Origin of the sequence: Saliphagus sp. GCM10025334 (assembly GCF_042663485.1) — an archaeon.
Classification (GTDB): Archaea; Halobacteriota; Halobacteria; order Halobacteriales; family Natrialbaceae; genus Natronosalvus.
This window is the reverse complement of record NZ_JBHTAF010000002.1, coordinates 341,988-361,901: the sequence shown is the minus strand read 5'-3', so window position 1 is coordinate 361,901 and position 19,914 is coordinate 341,988. Positions and strand designations below refer to the sequence as shown.

The 19,914-nt window shown below is 66.1% G+C and carries 20 protein-coding genes; 12 read left to right on the top strand and 8 right to left on the bottom strand.

The features are described 5' to 3' along the window. Positions 1–51: 51 nt before the first annotated feature. Positions 52–1,080 (top strand): A24 family peptidase C-terminal domain-containing protein, encoded by a 1,029-nt coding sequence (locus ACFQO4_RS10085; RefSeq protein ID WP_500260789.1) that lies wholly within the window; start codon positions 52–54, stop codon positions 1,078–1,080. 26 nt (positions 1,081–1,106) lie between these two features. On the opposite strand, the gene ACFQO4_RS10080 is transcribed toward ACFQO4_RS10085, so the two are convergent. Further along, on the bottom strand, positions 1,107–2,966 hold the full coding sequence (locus ACFQO4_RS10080; RefSeq protein ID WP_500260788.1) for an asparagine synthase-related protein: 1,860 nt from the start codon (positions 2,964–2,966) through the stop codon (positions 1,107–1,109). 6 nt (positions 2,967–2,972) lie between these two features. Between ACFQO4_RS10080 and ACFQO4_RS10075 the strand changes: the two genes are divergently transcribed. Together ACFQO4_RS10075 and ACFQO4_RS10070 are read left to right on the top strand one after the other, a co-directional pair. Beyond that, on the top strand, positions 2,973–3,179 hold the full coding sequence (locus ACFQO4_RS10075; RefSeq protein ID WP_500260787.1) for a hypothetical protein: 207 nt from the start codon (positions 2,973–2,975) through the stop codon (positions 3,177–3,179). A 137-nt stretch (positions 3,180–3,316) separates the two neighbouring features. Beyond that, the gene (locus tag ACFQO4_RS10070; RefSeq protein WP_500260786.1) at positions 3,317–3,595 is read left to right on the top strand and encodes a hypothetical protein; all 279 of its coding nucleotides are present in this window, start codon (positions 3,317–3,319) and stop codon (positions 3,593–3,595) included. A gap of 12 nt (positions 3,596–3,607) precedes the next feature. Here the strand turns inward: ACFQO4_RS10070 and ACFQO4_RS10065 are convergent, their stop codons facing one another. The 3 genes from ACFQO4_RS10065 to ACFQO4_RS10055 form a co-directional block, all read right to left on the bottom strand. Beyond that, positions 3,608–5,578 (bottom strand): AMP-dependent synthetase/ligase, encoded by a 1,971-nt coding sequence (locus tag ACFQO4_RS10065; RefSeq protein WP_500260785.1) that lies wholly within the window; start codon positions 5,576–5,578, stop codon positions 3,608–3,610. Between the two features lie 233 nt (positions 5,579–5,811). Further along, a complete protein-coding gene (locus tag ACFQO4_RS10060) occupies positions 5,812–7,827 on the bottom strand; it encodes an AMP-dependent synthetase/ligase (protein ID WP_500260784.1) in 2,016 nt (671 codons plus the stop codon). Positions 7,828–7,979: 152 nt separating this feature from the next. Beyond that, positions 7,980–8,435 carry a universal stress protein gene (locus ACFQO4_RS10055; RefSeq protein WP_500260783.1) on the bottom strand — a complete coding sequence of 152 codons (456 nt, stop codon included), beginning with the start codon at positions 8,433–8,435 and terminating at the stop codon, positions 7,980–7,982. 115 nt (positions 8,436–8,550) lie between these two features. On the opposite strand from ACFQO4_RS10055, the gene ACFQO4_RS10050 reads away from it, so the two are divergent. The 3 genes from ACFQO4_RS10050 (at position 8,551) to glmM (ending at position 11,978) form a co-directional block, all read left to right on the top strand. Next, on the top strand, positions 8,551–9,291 hold the full coding sequence (locus ACFQO4_RS10050) for an SDR family NAD(P)-dependent oxidoreductase (protein ID WP_500260782.1): 741 nt from the start codon (positions 8,551–8,553) through the stop codon (positions 9,289–9,291). Between the two features lie 241 nt (positions 9,292–9,532). Beyond that, the gene (locus ACFQO4_RS10045) at positions 9,533–10,507 is read left to right on the top strand and encodes a hypothetical protein (RefSeq protein ID WP_500260781.1); all 975 of its coding nucleotides are present in this window, start codon (positions 9,533–9,535) and stop codon (positions 10,505–10,507) included. Positions 10,508–10,661: 154 nt separating this feature from the next. Beyond that, positions 10,662–11,978 carry a phosphoglucosamine mutase gene (gene glmM / locus ACFQO4_RS10040; RefSeq protein WP_500260780.1) on the top strand — a complete coding sequence of 439 codons (1,317 nt, stop codon included), beginning with the start codon at positions 10,662–10,664 and terminating at the stop codon, positions 11,976–11,978. 29 nt (positions 11,979–12,007) lie between these two features. Here the strand turns inward: glmM and ACFQO4_RS10035 are convergent, their stop codons facing one another. Next, positions 12,008–12,181, bottom strand: a complete 174-nt coding sequence (locus ACFQO4_RS10035) for a hypothetical protein (protein WP_500260779.1) — start codon at positions 12,179–12,181, stop codon at positions 12,008–12,010. Positions 12,182–12,447: 266 nt separating this feature from the next. Here ACFQO4_RS10035 and ddfA point away from each other — a divergent pair, with 266 nt between their 5' ends. Further along, positions 12,448–12,789: a DdfA family disk-determining factor gene (ddfA, locus tag ACFQO4_RS10030; protein ID WP_500260778.1), complete on the top strand. Its 342-nt coding sequence runs from the start codon at positions 12,448–12,450 to the stop codon at positions 12,787–12,789. Between the two features lie 56 nt (positions 12,790–12,845). On the opposite strand, the gene ACFQO4_RS10025 is transcribed toward ddfA, so the two are convergent. Next, the gene (locus ACFQO4_RS10025) at positions 12,846–13,781 is read right to left on the bottom strand and encodes a class I SAM-dependent methyltransferase (protein ID WP_500260777.1); all 936 of its coding nucleotides are present in this window, start codon (positions 13,779–13,781) and stop codon (positions 12,846–12,848) included. Between the two features lie 202 nt (positions 13,782–13,983). Between ACFQO4_RS10025 and dnaG the strand changes: the two genes are divergently transcribed. Further along, entirely contained in the window at positions 13,984–15,351 is a 1,368-nt protein-coding gene (gene dnaG / locus ACFQO4_RS10020) for a DNA primase DnaG (protein ID WP_500260776.1), read from the top strand. Positions 15,352–15,439: 88 nt separating this feature from the next. Here dnaG and ACFQO4_RS10015 read toward each other — a convergent pair whose 3' ends face one another. Continuing rightward, on the bottom strand, positions 15,440–15,682 hold the full coding sequence (locus ACFQO4_RS10015) for a DUF7533 family protein (protein WP_500260775.1): 243 nt from the start codon (positions 15,680–15,682) through the stop codon (positions 15,440–15,442). A 119-nt stretch (positions 15,683–15,801) separates the two neighbouring features. On the opposite strand from ACFQO4_RS10015, the gene ACFQO4_RS10010 reads away from it, so the two are divergent. Next, complete coding sequence (locus ACFQO4_RS10010; protein WP_500260774.1) at positions 15,802–16,428, top strand: riboflavin synthase; 627 nt, start codon at positions 15,802–15,804, stop codon at positions 16,426–16,428. A 24-nt stretch (positions 16,429–16,452) separates the two neighbouring features. On the opposite strand, the gene ACFQO4_RS10005 is transcribed toward ACFQO4_RS10010, so the two are convergent. After that, positions 16,453–17,463 carry a PrsW family intramembrane metalloprotease gene (locus ACFQO4_RS10005; protein WP_500260773.1) on the bottom strand — a complete coding sequence of 337 codons (1,011 nt, stop codon included), beginning with the start codon at positions 17,461–17,463 and terminating at the stop codon, positions 16,453–16,455. 120 nt (positions 17,464–17,583) lie between these two features. Between ACFQO4_RS10005 and ACFQO4_RS10000 the strand changes: the two genes are divergently transcribed. The 3 genes from ACFQO4_RS10000 (at position 17,584) to ACFQO4_RS09990 (ending at position 19,827) form a co-directional block, all read left to right on the top strand. Further along, on the top strand, positions 17,584–17,829 hold the full coding sequence (locus ACFQO4_RS10000) for a hypothetical protein (RefSeq protein ID WP_500260772.1): 246 nt from the start codon (positions 17,584–17,586) through the stop codon (positions 17,827–17,829). A gap of 151 nt (positions 17,830–17,980) precedes the next feature. Further along, the gene (locus ACFQO4_RS09995; protein WP_500260771.1) at positions 17,981–18,358 is read left to right on the top strand and encodes a DUF7532 family protein; all 378 of its coding nucleotides are present in this window, start codon (positions 17,981–17,983) and stop codon (positions 18,356–18,358) included. Next, positions 18,355–19,827: a ribonuclease FAU-1 family protein gene (locus ACFQO4_RS09990; RefSeq protein ID WP_500260770.1), complete on the top strand. Its 1,473-nt coding sequence runs from the start codon at positions 18,355–18,357 to the stop codon at positions 19,825–19,827. The genes ACFQO4_RS09995 and ACFQO4_RS09990 overlap by 4 nt, the downstream gene beginning before the upstream one ends. Positions 19,828–19,914 lie beyond the last annotated feature (87 nt).

Genomic DNA, 19,914 nt, shown 5'->3' with positions numbered 1-19,914 from the left:
TACCGAGCCGCAGCCGTAACACCTACCATCCATCGGGACGCCGTAGCGAACGTGTACGACGTCGTCCCGATCGCCTCGACGCCCGACCTCCTCCGGCTGGTCGCCGTCCCCGTCTTCGCCTGGGCGGCCGTCCGCGATGTGAAGACCCGCCGGATCTCGAGTTCGGTCTGGATCCCGCTGTCGGCGCTCGCCGTGGTCCTGTTCGTCTGGGACGGCTGGGTCGCCTATCGGGCCGGTGGGGTCGTCTGGAGTCACGAGTTTCTCGTTCCTGCGGCGCTGAGTCTCGGGGTCGTCGTCCCGCTCGCGTACCTCTTCTGGTGGTTCGGTGGTTTCGGCGGTGCCGACGCGAAGGCCTTGCTGGTGCTCGCGCTGTTGTTTCCGACGTACCCGACGTACGCCCTGGGCTCGTGGACGCTCCCCGTCGTCACTCCGGAGATCGCCAGCGCGTTCTCGCTCGCCATCCTGACCAACGCCGTCCTCCTCGGCGTCCTCGTCCCAGTCGCCCTCGCGATTCGAAACGCCGCTGCCGGACGGATCGCCCCCGTGATGTTCGTCGGCTGGCCGATCGAGTGGACGGCCGTCTCGAGCACCCACGGACGACTCCTGGACGCTCCTTCGGGGCGGTCCCTGAGCGGCCTCGACCTGGACGCCCTCCGAATGTACCTTCGTTGGCGGGGGCTCAGCCTCGAGGAACTCCGGGCGGACCCGGAAACGTATCGCGACCCGGCGAGCCTCTCCGACGAGCCGAATCCGCCGACCGACGGCGCCGTCGAGGCCGTCGGGGCCGAGATTCGGAGCGACGGCGGGTCGAGTCGCGTCCAGGAGAGCCTCGATCGCGATACCGACGCGCCGACCGACGTCGAGGATCTCGAGGACCCCTGGGGCGCCGAAGCCTTCCTCGAGGACATCGACGGTACGGCCTACGGCACCGATCCCGAGACGCTTCGGGACGGCCTCGAGGTCCTCGCCGAACGCGACGTCATCTGGATCTCACCGGGAACGCCGTTTCTGGTGCCGATCTTCGCGGGGCTGGTCGTCGCGCTCGTCTACGGGGACCTCCTGTTTACCCTTCTGTTCTAACCCCCTGAGTTACTCGAGAGCGACGATTACTCGAACCACTCCTCACTTACGTCGGCGAGCCACGACGGATCCCCGAGGTCGACGCCCTCGAACCGCGCCAGCGTCCGCAGCGCGTAGAGGTTTCGGCTCGAGGGGGCGGCCTCGAGAATCGCGTCGTCGACGATTCCATGCCAGGCGAGCGGGTGGGAGCCGGGTTCGCGCCAGCGTTCGCGCGGGGCCAGAAACGGCGGCATCCAGTCGCCACCTCGCTCGAGGTACTGTCGAGCGGGGGTGTGACGGACGAGCGAGAGCAGGCGATCGACGGGCTCGAGCGTTCGATCCGTCACCGCGGCCCGGTCGTGGGCGATACCGGCGACCCGCCAGTAGATGGCCGTGGCGAGGTCGGCGTGGAGTCCCTTCCCGCGGCGGAAGGCGAGGGGAATCGCTTCCCAGACACGGACGTAAGCGGGGTCCCACAGCGGGAGCCACCACTCGAGGCCGGCGTCCTCGTAGACGCGGCAGTCGCCGTTTGTGAACGTCGACATGCGTCCGCGCCACTCCCAGCGCTCGTAGGCCGCGGCGGCCGTCGCGGGGTCCGAGATCGTCTCAGGATTTCGGTCTCCGAGGAGGCCGCGTCGAATGCGGTCGCGGATCGCCGCTCGGACGTCGATTGCGTCGGTCTCGACTCCATTCACGGCGTCGTCCAGATCCCAGAGCACGTAGTGCGTCTCGAGGACGTACTCGACCAGCGCCTCGAGCGTGGGGTCGATCGTCTCGAGTGCGTCGTCGACGGCTCCTCGCTCGTCGGCGTCGACCGCGGGTCCGCAGCCGACGGTCGCCCGGTCGATGTCGAACCGGGGCTCGCCCGCGAACCGCGGCAGTCGTTCACTGGGGGTTGCCACGGTGTGACCCGGACAGTAGAGTGCGTCGTCGGGAAGTCGGCCGTCCTCGAGCAACCCGCGGACGGCGGGCCACTCGGCCAGGAACGGGAGGGCGTCCCCGCCGAAGGCCCACTCCCGGTAGCGGCGGCCGGTCTCGCCGTGGTACCACTCGCGCCATAGCTCTCGCGAGTAGGGGTAGAACTCCCAGCGGATCCCGAGTGCGGCCGCGACCTCCCGGCTGACCTCGACGTCCGGGTGGCCCGAGCGGCCGAAGGTGAAACCGATCACCTCCCGTCCGCGCTCGACGAGGGCTGCGGCGAGCAGCCTGGAGTCGTACCCGCCCGAGAGCGGGAGGACGACGGGACGGTCGCCCGCGACGGCCTCGAGTCGGTCGAGCGCAGTCTGGAGGCCGACCTCGAGGCGCGTGAGGGGTGCCTCGAGCATGTCGCCGGCGCACTCGTCCTCGGCAGTCGGCGTTTCGGCGGCGGGCCAGTACTCGCGGTAGGTGTGGCGAGTGACGGTTCGATAGCCGTCGCCGGTGGTGCCAATACCGTCGACGTCGCTCGACTCGAGTCGAACCATTTCCCCCGGTTGCACGGCGAAGACGTCCCGCCAGATGGTGTCGGGACCGGTTACGTACCGCGTCAGGAGGAACTCGCGCTCGGCGACCGGGTCTCGAGGCGCGTCGACGGCGTCTCTGGCGATCCACCCGCGATCGCTGACGACCGACCCGGCGGCGTCGTACCAGAGGGGAATCGAGCGAGCGCCGTCGGCGACGAGGTACGTCGAGTCTGCGTCGAGGCCGACGACGGCCGCGAAGAAGCCCTCGAGGGAGTCGGCGCAGGCGGCGACGGCCTCGAGGTGAGCGTCCCCGTCTTGATTCCGGCCGGCCCTGTCCTCGAGCGCCCGTGCGAACCGCTCGGCGATGGCCGGCGCCTCGAGGAGGTCCGCCCCGTCGAATGCCTGGCCCTGGACGGCGACGCCGCGGCGGCGCACCCACCTCTCGTCCTGTAGTCGAACGTTCATTCGTCGATGTATTCACTACCGAAACCACCCAGTTATAGCTCTCGACTGATCGCTGCCGGATTCCGCTCGATCGAAGGGAACGCGCTCGAGTGCTCGTGCGGACCGTTCAGCGATGACCGCAGTGACGGCCGGCGTCTCAAGGACCGGCCCGCCGTCGAACGCACGGTCGCGAGCGACGACGTCACCACGCCGGATCCACTGGTCGGCCCGTAGCGCCACGTTCGTAGCTCGAGTAACCGTGGTACTCCCATCTGGAATGTGGATACGCCGGATCAGCGAGTGGACCGCCGATCGGATGTGGTCGACGTATCCGTGAAAAAACACTTGTGGCAGCAAGAGCGAGGTGTACCATGGTCCTCCAGCGATTGAACCGGTACGGATACGCCGTCCTCGGCTGTCTGATCGCCGTATTCGCGTCGGTGATCGCAGGTGTGAGCGAATTCGCCTGGGCGTTTCTCGTTCTCTCCGGTGTGCTCCTGTGGCTGGCACTGACCCGGAACACGCGCTCGGATTCGGAGGGCGTCTATCCCCACGATCGCGAACCCGACCCGGAGGCGGAAGAAGAACGGACCCGAACCCGCGAATCCGAACTCGAGGGCGACAAGGCGAGAGGGGGTGGACTGGGGTAGTCGCGTTCCCGCTCAGTCGGCCGCCTCGGCCGGTCGATCGGACGCGCGCTCGGGATAGATGTCCGCCACCTCCTCGTCGAATTTCTCGAGGATCACGCGACGCTTCTTCTTCATCGTCGGCGTCAGCATCTCGTTTTCCTCGGTGAACTCTTCGGGAACGAGCTGGAAACGCTTGATCTGCTCGTGTTTCTCGAAGTTCTCGTTCACCGCGTCGATCTCCGCCTGAACGAGGTCGTGGGCTGCCTCGCTGTCGACGATCCGCGCGTCGTCCTCGAGCTCGAGTTCGTCCCGGAGGTACTGGAAGTTGGGGACGACGAGCGCGCCGACGAACTTCTCGCCGTCGCCGACGACCATGCACTGTTCGACGACCTGGCTCTGGGCGAAGCTGTCCTCGATGGGGGCGGGGGCGACGTTCTTGCCCGTCGAGAGCACGAGCATCTGTTTCGACCGCTCGTGGAAGACGAGGTAGCCGTCGGGCCGGATGGTGACGATGTCGCCGGTGCGGAACCAGCGGCCGTCGTCGCCCTCGAGGAACGCCTCCGCGGTCTTCTCGGGCTTGTTCCAGTACCCTTCCGCGACCTGTGGCCCCTTGACGAGCAACTCGCCGGTTTCGCCGATCGCGGTGTCGGTGCTCTCCTCGGGGACGACGGTCTCGTCGACCTTCAGATCGGTGTCGACGAGGGCGGGGCCGATCGTCCCGATCTTGGGCTCTTCGGGCGGATTGGTCGTGACCACGGGGGCAGTCTCGGTCAGGCCGTACCCCTCGTAGATGGGTAGGCCCATCCCGTGATAGAGTGTGCAGAGCTCGGCCGAGAGGGTGCCGCCGCCGCTGACGAGCATGTCGACGTTGCCGCCGAGAGCCTCCTTGACCTGCGAGAAGACCAGCCTGTCGGCGACCGTCATCTTCAGCTTCAGGCCGGTTCCGGGACTGTCAGCGCGGTAGTACGCCCGGCTGACGTCAGTCGCCCACTCGAAGATGCGCTCCTTGATCGGCGATTCGCTCGCCTGCTCGCGGATGGCGTCGTAGATTTTCTCGTAGACGCGGGGCACGCTCGTCGCCGTCGTCGGCGAGACGAGTTGAAAGTCCTCTTTGAGCGTGTCCGAACTCTCGGCGTAGGCGACGCAGGCTCCGCTGGCGAACATCAGGAAGTGTCCCGCGGTGCGCTCGAAGACGTGTGCCAGTGGGAGGAACGATACGCTTTGTGTGTTGCTGTTGATCGAGGGCGTCCCCGCCGGTTTCCCCGGACGCGGCCCGAACCGCCGGTAGGTCTGGTTGACGTTCGCCCGGAAGTTCCGGTGGGTCAGCTGCACGCCCTTCGGCTGGCCGGTCGTCCCGCTGGTGTAGATCAGACTCGCCAGGTCGTCCGGCGTGCGCTCGGCGAGCCAGCCCTGGTAGGTCTCCTCGTCGTAGGCCTCGTCGCCGCGCTCGTAGACGTCCGCGAGCGTGTAGACGTCCTTGCGGTCGTCGTACGTGTCGGAGAGGTCGTCCATGGAGACGACGAACTCGAGATCCAGATCCTCTTCGACCTCGAGGACGCGCTCGAGCAGTGCTTCGTTCTCGACGACGACGCTCGTCGCACCCGGGTCGTCGAGCAAGTAGCGGACCTTATCGGGCGACGAGTTGCGGTAGACGGTGGTGACCACCGCGCCCGCCGATAGCAAGGCGAAGTCGGTCTGGGCCCACTCCATGCGTGTCCCGGCGAATATGGCGACGCGATCACCGGCGTCGACGCCGAGGTCGCGAAAACCGGTCGCGAGTCGCTCGACGATCGCCCCCATCTCGGCGTAGCTGAGCACCGCGTAGTCGCCGTCGGGTGCGGGATCGACCACCGAACCTGCGAGCGAGCGGTCGTAAATCCCGCCCTTGTAGCGCTGGGCCGGAGCGTCCCTGTTGCGCTCGACCGTCTTCGCGAACAGCTGTCCCAGCGTGTCCATCTCGAGTACGTCGTCGTCGAACTGTCGTTCGGATTCCCTCCATCCCATGGTATGGTTCCTCAATGCACATGCCGCCTCTTGAACTATTCGGCTGTTTTGAGTGGTTCGGGCGGTAGCAGCGTCTGATAGCAGCGGACGGCGCCTGAGCGGGAGCAGACCGCATTCGAGGGCAGCGAACAGCACTCGGACGGCGCTCGAGGGCAGCGGACGGCAGAACGAGTCGAGGCGGGCGAGAGTGCGTGCAAACGAGTCGAAGCGAGACGGGAACGTCGAAACCCCCGTCAGGCGTCGGCGTAGAGTTCGTCGACTCGGTCGTCGAAGCGCTCGAGGATGACCCGGCGCTTCTTCTTCATCGTCGGTGTCAGCATCTCGTTGTCCTCGGTGAACTCGACGGGGACGAGACGGAACTGCTTGATCGTCTCGTGTTTCTCGAAGTTCTCGTTTACCCTGTCGACCTCCTCGTCGACGTAGGATCGAACGCGCTCGTCCGCACAGATGGCCTCGGCGTCCTCGGGGAGGTCGATTCCCTCCCGGTCGGCCCACTCGCGGACGTGCTCGAGGTTCGGGACGAGGAGTGCGCCGACGAACTTCTCGCCGTCGCCGACGACCATGCACTGTTCGACGACCTCGCTGGCGGCGAAGGCGTCCTCGATGGGGGCGGGAGCGACGTTCTTGCCCGTCGAGAGCACGAGGATTTGCTTGACTCGCTCGCGGAACTCGACGTAGCCGTCCGGCCGCAGGTGGACGATGTCGCCGGTGCGGAACCAGCGGGCTTCGTCGTCTCCGTAGTCGTCTTCGTCCTCGTCCTCGTCATCACTCTCGCTCTCGCCTTCAGCCTCGGCCTCGAAAAACGCCCGGTCGGTAGCGCTCGGCTTGTTCCAGTACCCCTCGGTCACGTTCGGTCCCCGGACGAGCAACTCCCCGACCTGGCCTGGGTCGTCGAAGACGTCCTGATCGGCGACCGACTCGTCGATGCGAAGCGTGACCTCGAGCAGCGCGGGGCCAATCGTCCCGATCTTGGGCTCTTCGGGCGGATTGACCGTCACGACGGGGGCGGTCTCGGTCAGGCCGTAGCCCTCGTAGATGGGCAGCCCCATCCCGTGATAGAGCGTGCAGAGTTCCTTCGAGAGGCTCCCTCCGCCGCTGATGAGGAGTTCGACGTTGCCACCGAGGGCCTCCTTGACCTGTGAGAAGACGAGTCGGTCCGCGAGGGCGTGTTTCGCACGCAGGGCCGGCCCCGGCGCGTTCGCTTCGGCGTAGGCGACGCCGACGTCGGTCGCCCACTCGAAGATCCGCTCCTTGATCGCGGATTCGCTCGCCTGTTCGCGGATGGCGTCGTAGATCTTCTCGTAGACCCGCGGCACGCTCGTCGCCGAGTTCGGTCGAACCGCGCTGAAGTCTTCTTGTAGGGTGTCGGGGCTCTCGGCATAGGCGACGCAGGCACCGCTGGCGAACATCAGGAAATGTCCCGCGGTGCGCTCGAAGACGTGGGCCAGCGGCAGGAACGAGACCGTTTGCACCGACTCGTCGATCACCGGTAAGTCGGGGGACTTGTCCGGTCGCGGCCCGTAGCGCTTGCGAATCTGATTGACGTTCGCTCGAAAGTTACCGTGGGTCAACTGCACGCCCTTCGGCTGGCCGGTCGTCCCGCTGGTGTAGATCAGACTCGCCAGATCGTCCGTCTCGGGTTCGTCGACCCAGTGCTGGTAGGCCTCGAGGTCGAAGGTTTCCTCCCCGCGCGCGTAGACGTCCGCGAGGGTGTGGACGTCGTCGCGGTCGTCGTAGGCGCTCGAAAGCGTATCCATCGAAACGGCGAACTCGAGATCGAGGTCGTCTTCGACCTCGAGGACGCGCTCGAGCAGTGCTTCGTTCTCGACGACGACGCCGGTCGCCCCAGGGTCGTCGAGCAAGTAGCGGACCTGGTCTGGTGACGAGTTGCGGTAGACGGTGGTGACCACGGCGCCGGCCGAGAGCAGCGCGAAGTCGGTCTGGGCCCACTCCAAACGGGTGTCGGCGAAGATGCCGATCCGGTCGCCGAACTCGACGCCGAGGTCGCGAAAGCCGGCCGCGAGTTTCCGGACGACGTCGCGCATTTCGGCGTACGAGATCGCGCGGAACTCGCCGTCGGCGGCGGCCCGCAGCACCCCGCCGGTGAGTGAACGGTCGTAGACCCCGCCCTTGTAGCGCTGTGCCGGGCGATTGGGGTGTCGCTCGGTGGCGTCCTCGAACAGCCGACCCAGGCTGGTCGCGTCGATGACCGCGTCGTCGTACTCGCGTTCTGCGTCCCGCCAGTTCATATCCTCGTGGCAGGGACTCCCGGGCGATAAAACGTGAGGGAACGGCTTTCACGCGACGAGCGGTTTATTCGGCGTCTAGAGCGACTGGGACGAGAACGACGGAATCGATCGCCATCTTGGTCAGTCTCTCGAGGTCCGAAACCGAACCTCGATTAGTCGGAACTGCGGACGAACGTCACAGGACAGGGGGCCGAGAGCAACACTTCCTGGGCGGTCGAGCCGAAGACGGCCTTCCCGGTTGGGGAGCGTTTTCGCCCGCCGACGACGACGCGATCGGCGCCCACGTCGGTCGCCAGGTCGACGATCGCTTTACCGTGGTCGCCCACCGAACCGCGAACCTCGTAGTTCACGCCCGCGTCGGCGAGCGGATTCCGGAGGTCGCGGATCGTGGCGTGACGTCCGGCGACCTCGTTCGGGTCGGCTTCCTCGACCTCGGGGTCGAAGGAGAGCTGGTCTAAGACCTTCTCGTACTCGTCGTCGGTGAAGACGTGAGCGAGCACGACCGTCGACTCTGCAGGCGCTGCGACCTCGATGACTGCCTCGGCGAGTGCGTCCGTCCGTTCGGCATCGCCCGGACCAACCGCGAGCAGGATTGTTTCGAGCGTCATATCCAGTACGTATACCCTCCACTACCTTAAGCGTTCATACTCTTACTCGATCCTGAGTAAAAATTCTCACCTACCGACCCCGGCGACTTTTCGTGCTCCTGAGCGAGGGTGGGATATGGACGATCCAGACCTTACCGGTCGAACCGTACTGGTCACCGGCAGCGCTCGTGGCATCGGTCGGGCATTCTTGCTGGCGCTGGCCGAACGGGGCGCAAAGACAGCCGTCCACTATCATACCAGCGACGCGGCCGCCAGGTCGGTCGCCGACGAGGCTCGAGACCGCGGCGCCGAGGCCGTTACGACGGTTCGCGGTGACGTGACCGACCCCGGAAGCGTCGACGAACTGTTCTCGAGCGTCGAGGACGACCTGGGGACCGTCGACGTACTGGTGAACAACGTCGGCGACTTCGCGCCCACCCACTGGGCCGACCTCGAGTTCGAGACCTGGAACCGTGTCCTCGAGACGAACCTCAACGGCACCTACCTCTGCTCGAAGCGCGCCCTCCCCGGCATGCGCGAGAACGGATTCGGTCGCATCGTCAACCTGGGCAACGCCTCGAGCGAGAAAGGGCTCGTCAACCCGGTAAACTTCCCGTACTTCGTCGCTAAAGCGGGCGTGATCATGTTCACGCGGATGCTCGCCGCCGACACCCAGGACGACGCCGTCACCGTCAACGCCATCTCGCCGTACGTCGTCGAGAACTCGGAGGCGTTCCCCGAGGAGGTTCCCCGGGGGCGACCGGCGAGTTTCGACGACCTCGTCCGTCCGCTGCTTTTCTTCGTCGACCCGGAGAGCGACTACGTGAGCGGTCAGAACCTCGAAGTCGACGGTGGCTGGCTCCCGGAGACGGTCTAGCGGCTGACGGCTTCCGGAGACGGTCTAGCGGCTGACGGCTTAATGACCGGCGACTCGAGCGACGCGACACTCGATTCGACCCGTTCACGGACCGTCGCTCGAGCCTCGGCGAACACTCGTGGTCGGTCCCTCGAACACGGTTTTTCCCGTCGATGAACTCGACTATGGAGTTGTTATACGGCGGCCAATGTGACTTATCAGGGCTATAATGATGTGACAGGAACCGATAGCGACGCCTACGATGCAGTTTAGAACACTCGCTGTGATCAGCGTCGTCTTGCTCGTCGCCCTCTCGGGGTGTACGTCCCTCGGGGGGTTCGGAGCGGGCGACTCGCCGGAGGAGACACAGCCCGACGGGGAGGATCCGTCGGAGAACACCTCAGAGAACGATACCGACGAGAACGATTCGCCGAACGAGACTCAGGAGGCCGACGATGATTCGGACGGTGACGGTTCCACTGACGACGGTTCCACCGACGACCGGGAAGACGACGAATCGACCCAGTCCAGCTGGTCACCGCCACAGCAGCCGAACATGCCGCTCGAATGGAAAGACGAGAGTTCGACCCGGATCAAGAGCGTCGAGTTCGTCGACAAAGTCGAGGCGGAAAACGGCGAGGGCTACTCGAACTTCAACATCGAAGTCGTCGCCAACACGAGCATGGAGGACGTCGACCCGCCGGAGTACGGTGACGTCGTCGGCGAGCCGTACTTCTTCGTCAAGATCAACGAAGGGGAAGGCAACCGGAAGATCGTCGAGCGCACCGGTCAGGTCGAGATGACCGAAAACGGGACGTTCCACATCGAGGTCCGTCCGGGCGGTCTCGAGGAGTTCGGCGAATACGAGCGCCTGACCGTCGAAGTCTTCCTGATGGATAAAGACAAACAGTACGACGACATCTACGGTGCGGTCTCCAAAAACATCCACTTCAACCCGGACGTCGAGTCGGACTCGAGTGAGGATGACTCGAGTGAGGATGACTCGAGTGAGGAGACGGACGAGTCAGAGGACGAGACCGACGATTCCAACGAGAGTGACGAGACCGACGGCACTGACGGTGACGCTGACGGCACCAACGACACCAACGAAACAGACGAATCGAACGATACCTCCGAGTCTGACGGCACCAACGACACTAACGAAACAGACGACACTAACGAAACAGACGACACCAACGAAACAGACGAAGCCACGGAAAACGAAACCAGCGACTGACGCTCGCTTCGCTCGAAACCGTATCGTCTCTTCCACTTTCTTCGATCGTAGCGACGAACGCCTCCCGGAACGTATCCTCGAGTGTCGGCAGTAGCCGCCGCTCTCGACCGGTTCAATCGACAGTATAACGTAACCGTACGTCACACTCCTCGCTATGTTCGGAACGAGCGGTATTCGCGGTGCCGTGGGTGAGGAAGTCACGGCCGAACTCGCGCTCTCGGTCGGCCGAGCGGTCGCCTCCGAGGGCTACGACCGGGTCGTCCTCGGCCGCGACGCCAGGGAGAGCGGCAGGGTCCTCGGGCGGGCGCTCGAGGCCGGCCTCCGCGAGTGCGGCGCGGACATCGTCGACCTCGGACTCGCAGCTACGCCCACCGTCGCCCGCGCTGTCGGTACGCTCGAGGCAGACGCGGGCGTCGTCATCACGGCCTCGCACAACCCGGCGACTGACAACGGAATCAAGCTCTGGACGCCCTCCGGGAAGGCGTTCGGGCCCGATCAGCGTGACGCGATTTCGGCCCGCATCGAGCGGGGCGACTACGACCTCACGGACTGGGACGGCCACGGCACCGTTCGTGCGTACCAGGACGCCGCCGGGGATCACGCTGACGCCATTCGAGAGGCCGTCTCGCTCGAGACCGCGCTCTCGATCGTGCTCGACCTCGGGAACGGCGCGGGGCGGGTCACTGCGGACGTGCTCGCCGACCTCGGCTGTTCGGTTACGACGCTCAACGGCCAGCCGGACGGCTCGTTCCCTGGCCGACCGAGTGAACCGAACGAGGAGACCCTCGAGACGCTGCTCGAGACGGTCGCCGCGACGGACGCCGACCTCGGCATCGCCCACGACGGGGACGCCGACCGAATGGTTGCGGTCGACGAGACGGGGAGGTTCGTCCCGAAGGACGTCCTGTTGGCGTTGTTCGCCCGCGAGGCTGCAGGTGAGGGCGACCGGGTGGCTGCACCGGTGGACACCAGTCTGACCGTCGACGACGCGCTAGCCGACGTCGGCGCGTCGCTCACGAAGACGCCGGTCGGCGACGTCTACGTGGCCGAGCGGGCGACCGACCCGGACGTCGTCTTCGGCGGTGAACCCAGCGGCGCCTGGATCTGGCCCGCAGAAACGCTCTGTCCGGACGGCCCGCTCGCGGCCGCGAAACTCGTCGAACTGGTCGCCGAATCCGGTCCGCTCTCGACACTCGTCGACAGCGTCGACACCTATCCCATCCGGCGCGATTCCCTCGAGGTCGACCAGAAGAGCGCCGTGATGGATGCGGTCACCGAGTCAGTTCTCGAGCGCTACGACGACGTCGACACCCTCGACGGTGTGCGCGTCGGCCGCGGCGACGGCTGGTTCCTGCTCCGGGCGAGCGGCACGCAGCCGCTGATTCGGGTCACCGCCGAGGCGCGGTCTGCCGACCGAGCGGACGAACTCCGGGCCGAGGCGATCGAGTTGCTCGAGTCGGCGAAAAACTGAGACTGGGACTGGTTTCTGCCCTCCGGCGTCTACGCGAGCGCGCTGTACGCCAGGTACACGAGCGCGACCACCACGGCGAGGACCACGAGGCTGATCACGAGGCTGACGACCGCCGAGATGATGCCGACGACGACCTCGAGTACGACCCAGAAGACCACGAGCGCGAGCAGGCCAAGTCCGGCGAGGCGAAGGAGTGAACTCATCCCTCGAAATTTTGAGGGAGCGACTATTGAACGTTGCGTCCGTCTTCTGCTTCATGGTTGATCCGAGGGAACTCGTCCGACGCGCCGAGTGAGCCTCGCCTGGTGAATGAGGTGCTCAATTCTTCATCCGTTATGCGCTCCCCTCCTCGTGTCGTCACGCGCTCTCCTCGAGAACGCGGTATCGTGACGTTGTCGCGAAAGGTCGTACTTAAAGGATCAATATAATCAGCACTAGAGACATAGGGGCGACTCGAGTGGATGCGTGTATGGATTCCGCTGACGATTCGCTCCCTCCCTCCGCGACTGTCGATCGAACGAAGCGCACACACACCGAGTCGTTCGATCCGACAGAGGGGCCGGTCGAGACGATCGTCGACCTGGTCGCCGCGGCCTCCGGGCGGTCGCTGGTCGAGATGCCGCCGATCTACGAGGTTATCGATCCGGACGCGCTCAACGCGCTGTTCCGTCCTCGAAACAGCGGCGCCGCCCTCGAAGACAGGGTCTTCGAGTTCACGTACGAAGGGTACCACGTTAGCGTCCACGGGGACGGCCGCGTCCGCCTCACCGAACCCACCAATCCCGCGAAGGTGACGGAGCCGCTCGAGTAAGCGGCGCCAATGCTATTGATTCTATAGTAAAATAGTTTAACAACAATAGCGAGCGCTCAGGCTCGAGCGACCGCCAGGATGTGATTCGACCAATCGACGACGGCGGGGTCCGTCCGCAGGCCGCGAACGGCCTCGGTGACGGCCTCGACCACATCCGACTCGAGATCAGCCAGGTCCTGCCGCTCGCCGCCGTTCGCCGCGATTCCCTCGAGCCCCACCAACGCCTCGACCTCGAATCCGGCCGACTCGAGGACGGCCTCGAGTTCGGCAGCACGGAAGAAGTGACACGCCGTGAAGCCTGGTTCCTCGAGGTGGGCGAGGTGTTCGCGGGCGAAGTCGGCGTCGTAGGTGCCGCTCTCGACCATCGCCGGGACGCCGGGGGCGTACTCCACGGAGCGGACGAGGTTCTGGAGGACCGCGAGTCGACCCATGACGGAGACGAAGACGGGGCTCTCGGGCCGGGCGACGCGGCGGAGTTCCGCGAGTGCCCGCTCCCGGCCGGCCTCGTCGGTGAGATGGGAGAGCGGCCCGCCGGTACAGCAGACGGCGTCGAATCGGTCATCGGCGAACGGCAGCGCGCGCAGGTCGGCGCGTTCGACTGTCACGCGGTCGTCGACGCCGTGTTCGCGGGCCTTCTCTCGGGCGAGTTCGCATTGGCGAGCGCTGCGGTCCGCGAGCGTCACCGTATAGCCACGCTCGGCGAGCCAGACGGCGTACCGTCCCGCGCCGCCACCCGCGTCGAGGACGCGACCCGAGTTCGGCAGGTAGCGCTCGAGATAGGCCGTAGTGCCCTCGAACTCGAGGTGACCGCCCAGGGTGGCCTCGAGGCGGTCCCACTCCTCATGGCCGTACTCGTCGTAGTAGGTTTCGGGCTCGAGCGACGACAGGTCCTGCGCTCGAGTGTGGTCGTCGTCGCGGTCCGAACGCTCGCTGCGTTCGCTTCGCTCGTACCGTTCGGCACTCGAACCGGCGTCCTGTGTCTCCTCGCTCATACGTCCTCTCGAGTCGACGTGCCTATCAAGGCACTGGGGGTGTGTCACTGTGTCACTCGGGAGACGACGTTACGGCCGGATCGACCGCCCCTCGAGGCGAACCTGCCGGTCAACAGGTATTTGCCGTCGAGCACCTATATACGAGTAAACGGTCTACGGGCGCGATGTTCGCGCCGCAGGTCCCACGCGGGCCGGATCTCCCATGGAAGACACGTCAAAATATCTCATCCGGGCGAACGTCACGGCCGACGGGGTGGTCGAGCGCAGCGACGTCGTCGGCGCCATCTTCGGCCAGACCGAGGGCCTCCTCGGCGACGAACTCGACCTCCGCGAACTCCGCCAGTCGGGCAAGGTCGGGCACATCGACGTCGAAATCACCAGCACTCGCGGAACGTCGCAGGGGCACCTGACGATCGCAACCAGCCTCGACAAGGTCGAGACCGCCACGCTCGCAGCCTCCCTCGAGACGATCACCCGGGTCGGCCCTTGCCGAGCGAACCTCGAGGTCGGCGACATCGAAGACGTTCGCGCGGCGAAACGCAAAGACGTCGTCGAGCGCGCGAAGGAACTCCTCCGGACGGGCTTCGACGACTCCGTTATGTCCTCCGACGAGATCCTCGAGGAGGTGCGCGAGTACGTCCGCGTCGCGGACATCACCGAGTTCGAGGGCCTGCCGGCCGGGCCACGGGTCGGCGACAGCGACGCCATCATCGTCGTCGAGGGACGCTCGGACGTTCTCACCATGCTCAAGTACGGCGTCAAGAACGCCATCGCCGTCGAGGGGACGAACGTCCCCGACGCGGTCGCAGAACTCACCCACCACCGTACGGTGACGGTGTTCCTCGACGGCGATCGCGGCGGCGATCTGATCTTCGAGGAACTCTCCCAGGTCGGCGACATCGACTACGTCACCTTCGCCCCGGCGGGGACCTCGGTCGAGGACCTCGATCACACCCAGCTATTCACCGCGCTACGGAACAAGGTCCCCTTCGAAACCGTCTCCGGAGCGAACGAACCGCGAGACGCCATCGCCGCGACCGACGGCAGCCAGACGCCCGCGCCGCCGGCGAGCACCGAGTCACCAGCCGACGGCCCGGTTCAGCCCGACTCGAGTCTGGGTCCCGAGGCCGACTCTGATTCCGACTCCGATTCCAATTCACCGTCGCTCGAGGGAGGTGTCGACGACGGCTCTACGGTGGATTCAGGCACCGAGTCCGCTCCTAAATCCGGGGCGACGTCCACCGATTCCAGGGAGCCACGACCGCGAACCGTCTACGACCACGCCACCGAGGTGATCCGAAACGGGACCGAGCGCGTTCGCTTCCTCGACGTCGACGGTGAGATTCTCGAGGAAGGCGAGGCGAGCGAGGCCCAGGCAATGCTCGAGGCGGCCGACCCCGATTCGGTTTCGACGGTGCTCTTCGACGGTCTCGTGAGTCAGCAACTGCTCGACGTCGCGGCGGACGCGGGGGTCGACCGCCTCGTCGGACGGTTGCTCGGGCAGTTTACGAAGCGGCCGACGAGCGTTCGCGTGTACGCAATCGACGACATCGCGGAGTCTGCTCCCTGACGCTCCCGTTCGGTCGGTGTTCAGTGACGATGCCGATGTCGACGTCGACCGGGGCCTTCAGCCGAGGCGTTTGCCCGGACTCTGCCCGTCACTCCTCGGACTCCTCGGGGTCCCGAACCGCCTTTCCGGCCACTCGACTCGCGACCATCCCCGGAATGTCGCCAGGCGTCGTCAGATAGTGGTCGATGATTACCAGCATGATCGCCAGTCCAACGAGTGCGCCGCCGACGAGCGTGTTCCCCCGCAACGCCAGTTCGAGACCAGCGAGTCCGGCAGGAATCGCGAAGACGAGGATACCGGCGAGTTTGATCGTGTCGATGAGGCCACCCATTGCGGGGCTATTCGTCGAGGAGCGGCAAAAACACGACGACTACGCTCGAGCACCGTAACGAATGTGGAATGCATTACAGATCCGGAACGTATTTGGTCGCGAACGCGCGAGTCTCGAGCATGTTCACCGGCATCGTCGAGGAGACGGGCGAAATCGTCGACCGAACCGAGACGGACGAGGGACTGAGACTCCGGATCGGTGCCGACGAGGTCGCCACGGACCTCGCACACGGCCAGTCGATCAGCGTTAGCGGCGCCTGCCTGACCGTCGAGGCGTTCGATCCCGGCAACTGGTTCGAGGTCTTCCTCGCCAGCGAAACCGTCGAGCGGACCTACCTCGGCTCGCTCGAGGTCGGCGACGCAGTCAACCTCGAGCGGGCGATGCCTGCCGACGGTCGCTTCGACGGCCACGTCGTGCAGGGGCACGTCGACGCGGTGGCGACCGTTTCCGGAATCGAGTCCGTCGGCGACGACTGGTTCTTCGAGTTCGACCTCCCCGAGAGCTACGACCGCTACGTCGTCGAGAAGGGGTCGATCACCCTCGACGGCATCAGCCTCACCGTCGCCAACCTGACCGACGACGGCCGGGTGACGGTGGCGATCATCCCGACGACTTACGACCTGACGACGCTCTCGGAAAAATCGCCCGGCGACCTCGTCCACCTCGAGGTCGATGTCCTCGCGAAGTACGTCGAACGGTTGCTCGAAGGGCACCTCGAGCGCGACCGCCTCGCGGCCCCGCAGTAGAAGTATGGCGTCGAATCCGCCTACTCAGCGCTGACCCGGTTCGAACTCCGTCATCTCCGCGCCGTGGTCGTCGCCGTCGTCCCGGACGGCGCGGTAGGTTCGCCGGTAGCGGCTGAGTTTCCGGTAGAGGTAGAAGGCGGCCAGTCCGTCGTAGACGACGACGTAGACGATCACTGCGAGCGCGGGCCCCAGTCCCCAGAGCGCGGCGATCACCGGCGGGACGATCTGGACGGTGACGTTGTACGTCGCGTGGATGAACGCGGCGACGAGGAGCCCTTTGACGACGATGGGACCGGCGTTCGTCGGGTTGAACTTCGCGAGGCCGAGGTAGTAGCCGGCGACGGCGGAGTAGATGACGTGGCCGGGGCCGGCGAGCGCGCGGGTCGTCGTGATCCCGCCCGCGGCGGCGAACAGGCTGGTCTCGGCCCCGACGGTGCCGACGGATTGGGTGATGTAGAGGGCGTTCTCGATGGCGGCGAAGCCGAGCCCCGCGACGGCCCCGTAGACGGCGCCGTCGATGACGGCGTCGAATGAGTCGCTCCGGAAGGCGAAGACGCGCACGGCGAGGAGTTTGACCGCCTCCTCGACGGGGCCGACGATCAGGTAGAAAAAGAGGATCGTTCCGACGATGGGGACCGGCCGCAGGAAGGAGCCAGCGAACGTATTCGTGACGGCGGCGAACGTGGCGAAGAGGACGGCCAGGACAAACGTGCTGACCAGCAGCGAGAGCGGTTCGCTCGTGGTGATGTCGGCGTACCAGATGTACGCGGCGAGGAGCGCAGCGGGGACGACCGAGAGCGCGAAGAACGCGCCGATGAGCGGTTCGTCGAGGACGAGAACCGTAGGTGAAGCCAGGAGCGAGATCGTGATCAACAGGGCGACGGCGAGCACGATCGCGTGGAGTCCGTAACTGATCGCGGCGTACAGCCAGGCGGCGAAACGGTCGAGTCGCGAGCGAGGTTCCCAGGTCGAGACGTCGTAGAGGTCGGCCGAGGAGCCGGCCGCTCGTTCGATCGGGTCGCGCTTGCTGGCCATATCCACCATACACTAGCCAGCGATCAAATACGTTCGTGGACGCGAACACCTTATATGAGATTATATGACAATAGGTGTTTAAGGATCGGCTTTATGCGGAATGAATGCTCACCCTCGACCATGACTCGACCCACCCGTGGGGTCCTCCTCACGTCGCCGCCCTCCCCGGAGGACACAACACACGTACGAAACCTTCCGCCGGCGATCGCCGGCACACTCGAGAAAGAGGCCAAACGACTCGAGGACGAACCTGAACCTGAACCCGAAACCGAACGCATCGAACCCGACGCCGACCCGACGCCGACGACGTCCCTGTCGTCCGGCACCACCTATTCTTCGCTGACTGGCGCTCACGCCGACGACTGATTCCGACGACGAGTCGTTGCCGTCACTGCCGTCTCGAGCCGCCGCCGTGTCCGCTGTTTCTGTTGGGTCCGTACCACTGAACTCACAAACTCGAGTCACCGTTCGCCGCGAACCCACAATCCACAAACGCTCCCGGTGCGAACCGTCGTCCATGCACTTCGATCAGCGAACCCAACGGGCCCTCCGGGAGGTCGGCCTCGAGACCGACGACCTCCAGCAAGCCTCGGAACTCGTCGTCGAGGCCGTGGCCGCAGACGCCGCGGCCCTCGAGTCGTTCTTCGAGCGCCACGATACCGTCTACTCGGATCTCGACATGGCTCACTCGAGCGCCGAGTACCCCGAACACGCCGTGGAGGGGCTCGACCTGACCACCCACGCCGCCGAGATGCGCGGCTGGCTCCGGTTCGACACCTGGGGTGTCTACGTCGAGGACGGCCGGGTGCTCGACGAGGAGTACGTCGAACTGACGCTCGGCCCCTCGGTCAACGACCGGGTCCGATTCGCGGCCGACCGGGAGACGCTCCGATGACCGAGGAGGGTAGCGGTACCGACGGGTCGGTCGATCCAGGTACTGCCGTCGACGTTCGCGCTCGCGTCCGCGGCATCTACACCACGGCCGTGACCCAGCGGCTACTGGAGGCCGGCCACACGGTCGTCCAGGCCTCCGAACCCATCCGCGCGCGGTTCGAGACCGACTTCCCGACGGCGCCCGCAGACGTACGGATCGAGACGACCCGCGACCGCCAGGGACTCGAGGTGTCGGGCGACCCCGAGTGCGTCGATCGCGTGCTCGAGCACCTCGAGTCGCTGGCGGTCGACACGTTCCGCTGGGCGGATCCCGTCCCTCGAGGAGCGGTGTTCGACGGCGCGGTCCGCGAGGCCGACGGCGGCCGCGGCGCTCCCGTCTCCCTCGCCGAGGGACGACGAGGCTACCTCAAGTACGACGATGCCGACGGCTACGTCGACGCCGGCGACCGATTTCGCCTGCAGGTCCGTGAACCGACGCCGCCGTGGGACGACGACGCTCCTCGCCTGGAACCCGGACTCGCCGTCGAGGGCGGCCTCTGTACCCTCCTCCGGAATCGAAGCGGGGTCGGTGCCAATTTCGACGGGGCGCGGGCTGAGGAACTCGTCGGGATGACGGACCTGCTCTCGACCTCGATTCAGAAGGGCTGGGGCCTCCGGTGGCATCGCAGCGCCGTCGACGCTGACCTGGAGGCGATGACCGAAGCTCTCGAGGACGCGGTTTCTCGTGCCCGGACGCTCGAGGCCCAGCTCGAGGACGTGTCCGAGGAACCCGGCGACCCCGCGCTACTCGCCGACCCGCAGGCGACCGCCTGGCTCTGGTTTGGCCGCGAGTCGCGGTTCACCCTCGACGAGGTGCGACGAACCGCCGAGACCACGATGGTCGGACACCACCGGATCAAGACCGGCGACCGGTCGGCGAGCGCGGCCGTCGACTTCGCCGAGGCCGTCGCCGACCCCACCGGCGAGGAGGCCTTTCCCTTCGGCGCGGTCTCCCGTCAGTTCGGGCCGACGGGGGGCGACCGCCTCGCGCTCGGCCACGGCAAGCCCGACGGCCGACTCATCACCCTCGGAACCGGCGAGGTGACCGATTGGAACGAGGACGGGAGCCTGACTCTCGAGCGAAGCATGCGCGGAGGCGGGACCTACGACGCCCTCGAGGTACCCATCGAGGACGGCGACGTGGCGATCACGAAGCTCAAGGAGGGACGCTGGTGGTACCCGACGACCTACAAGGCCGCCGACGGGACGACGAAGGGGACCTACGTGAACGTCTGTACCCCCGTCGAGCTGTTTCCCGACAGCGCCCGGTACGTCGACCTCCACGTCGACGTGATCCGGCGGGCCGATGGTTCGGTGTCGGTCGTCGACGAGGACGAACTCGAGGCGGCCGTCGACGCCGGCCAGATTTCGCCGGAACTCGCCGAGAAGGCCCGCAGCGTCGCCACCGCGGTCGAGCGGGCGCTCTCCTGACCACAACGCTTTTGCCCCAACTCGCCGCAGTAGCGGGTATGGCACCCGAATCCCGACCACGTGCCCGCACCGACGTTCAGCCGACTA

What these genes read in the sequence shown, in the direction of transcription:
- ACFQO4_RS10075 (WP_500260787.1), top strand. Translation starts at nt 2,973, where the DNA reads ATGTATTCACTACCGAAACCACCCAGTTATAGCTCTCGACTGATCGCT.
- glmM (WP_500260780.1), top strand. Translation starts at nt 10,662, where the DNA reads ATGTTCGGAACGAGCGGTATTCGCGGTGCCGTGGGTGAGGAAGTCACG.
- ACFQO4_RS10070 (WP_500260786.1), top strand. Translation starts at nt 3,317, where the DNA reads ATGGTCCTCCAGCGATTGAACCGGTACGGATACGCCGTCCTCGGCTGT.
- ACFQO4_RS09990 (WP_500260770.1), top strand. Translation starts at nt 18,355, where the DNA reads ATGACCGAGGAGGGTAGCGGTACCGACGGGTCGGTCGATCCAGGTACT.
- ACFQO4_RS10065 (WP_500260785.1), bottom strand. Translation starts at nt 5,578, where the DNA reads ATGGGATGGAGGGAATCCGAACGACAGTTCGACGACGACGTACTCGAG.
- ACFQO4_RS10045 (WP_500260781.1), top strand. Translation starts at nt 9,533, where the DNA reads ATGCAGTTTAGAACACTCGCTGTGATCAGCGTCGTCTTGCTCGTCGCC.
- dnaG (WP_500260776.1), top strand. Translation starts at nt 13,984, where the DNA reads ATGGAAGACACGTCAAAATATCTCATCCGGGCGAACGTCACGGCCGAC.
- ACFQO4_RS10000 (WP_500260772.1), top strand. Translation starts at nt 17,584, where the DNA reads ATGACTCGACCCACCCGTGGGGTCCTCCTCACGTCGCCGCCCTCCCCG.
- ACFQO4_RS10055 (WP_500260783.1), bottom strand. Translation starts at nt 8,435, where the DNA reads ATGACGCTCGAAACAATCCTGCTCGCGGTTGGTCCGGGCGATGCCGAA.
- ACFQO4_RS10010 (WP_500260774.1), top strand. Translation starts at nt 15,802, where the DNA reads ATGTTCACCGGCATCGTCGAGGAGACGGGCGAAATCGTCGACCGAACC.
- ACFQO4_RS10050 (WP_500260782.1), top strand. Translation starts at nt 8,551, where the DNA reads ATGGACGATCCAGACCTTACCGGTCGAACCGTACTGGTCACCGGCAGC.
- ACFQO4_RS10005 (WP_500260773.1), bottom strand. Translation starts at nt 17,463, where the DNA reads ATGGCCAGCAAGCGCGACCCGATCGAACGAGCGGCCGGCTCCTCGGCC.
- ddfA (WP_500260778.1), top strand. Translation starts at nt 12,448, where the DNA reads ATGGATTCCGCTGACGATTCGCTCCCTCCCTCCGCGACTGTCGATCGA.
- ACFQO4_RS10060 (WP_500260784.1), bottom strand. Translation starts at nt 7,827, where the DNA reads ATGAACTGGCGGGACGCAGAACGCGAGTACGACGACGCGGTCATCGAC.
- ACFQO4_RS09995 (WP_500260771.1), top strand. Translation starts at nt 17,981, where the DNA reads ATGCACTTCGATCAGCGAACCCAACGGGCCCTCCGGGAGGTCGGCCTC.
- ACFQO4_RS10080 (WP_500260788.1), bottom strand. Translation starts at nt 2,966, where the DNA reads ATGAACGTTCGACTACAGGACGAGAGGTGGGTGCGCCGCCGCGGCGTC.
- ACFQO4_RS10015 (WP_500260775.1), bottom strand. Translation starts at nt 15,682, where the DNA reads ATGGGTGGCCTCATCGACACGATCAAACTCGCCGGTATCCTCGTCTTC.
- ACFQO4_RS10025 (WP_500260777.1), bottom strand. Translation starts at nt 13,781, where the DNA reads ATGAGCGAGGAGACACAGGACGCCGGTTCGAGTGCCGAACGGTACGAG.
- ACFQO4_RS10035 (WP_500260779.1), bottom strand. Translation starts at nt 12,181, where the DNA reads ATGAGTTCACTCCTTCGCCTCGCCGGACTTGGCCTGCTCGCGCTCGTG.